General features: G+C 75.1%; 1 protein-coding gene. It reads left to right on the top strand.

The features are described 5' to 3' along the window. On the top strand, window positions 1-1,043 hold a 1,043-nt coding region (locus tag ACGF5G_RS35780; protein ID WP_393271338.1), incomplete at both ends, for an SDR family NAD(P)-dependent oxidoreductase.

Raw genomic sequence — 1,043 nt, 5'->3', positions numbered from 1 at the left:
CGGGTGTGGGATGTGCGGCAGGCGCGGGCGGCGTTGCGGCACATCAGTCAGGCCCGCCACGTCGGCAAGGTCGTTCTCCAGGTTCCGGCGCCGGTCGACCCGGAGGGCACCGTGCTGGTCACGGGCGCGTCGGGCACCCTGGCCGGGGTCGTGGCGCGGCACCTCGTCACCACAGGCCAGGCCCGCCGGCTGCTGCTGGCTTCCCGCCGTCTGCCGGCCGAGGGCAGCGAGTACGCGGCGTTGGTCGCGGAGTTGACCGAGGCCGGCGCGACGGTCGACGCCGTCGCGGTGGACGTCAGCGACCCGCAGCAGGTGAGGGATGTGGTGGCCGGGGCGGATCGGTTGACGGCGGTGGTGCACTGCGCGGGTGTGTTGGCGGACGCGACGGTCACGTCGTTGGACGCCGAGGCCGTTGCCGCGGTGATGGGGCCGAAGGTCGACGGCGCGTGGGCGTTGCACGAGGCCACGGCCGGTCTGGACCTGTCGGCGTTCGTGGTGTTCTCGTCGATCGCCGCCACCCTGGGCTCGCCCGGGCAGGGCAACTATGCGGCGGCGAACGCGTTCCTGGACGCCCTGGCGTACCACCGTCGGGAGCGGGGCCTGCCGGCCACCAGCATCGGCTGGGGCATGTGGGCCACCACCAGCAGCATGACCGCCCACCTCGACCGGGACGACCAGCAGCGGCTGGGGCGACTGGGCATGACCCTCCTGCCCGCCGACGAGGGCGCCGCGCTGTTCGACGCGGCGGCCGCCAAGGCGCTGCCCAACATCGCGGCGGCGCGGCTGCGGATCACCGCCGACGTCGCCCAGGTGCCGCCGATCGTGCGGCTGCTCGCCCGGGCGGGCGGGCGCCGGCAGGCGGGTGGCGCTGCCGCCACGACCGGTTCCTCCTGGCGTGACCGGCTGGCCGGGCTGTCGCAGGACGATGCCCGTCGGCTGTTGGTGGAGCTCGTGTGTGGGCAGGCGGCGGCGGTGCTGGGGCACGCGTCGGCGCGGGCGGTGCCGGGTGGCCGGGCGTTCAAGGAGTTGGGCTTCGACTCGTT

It is taken from the genome of Micromonospora sp. NPDC047730 (assembly GCF_043204765.1).
Taxonomy (GTDB): Bacteria; Actinomycetota; Actinomycetes; order Mycobacteriales; family Micromonosporaceae; genus Micromonospora.
Note: the sequence above shows the minus strand (reverse complement) of the source record. Positions and strands in the feature narration are given on the sequence as shown.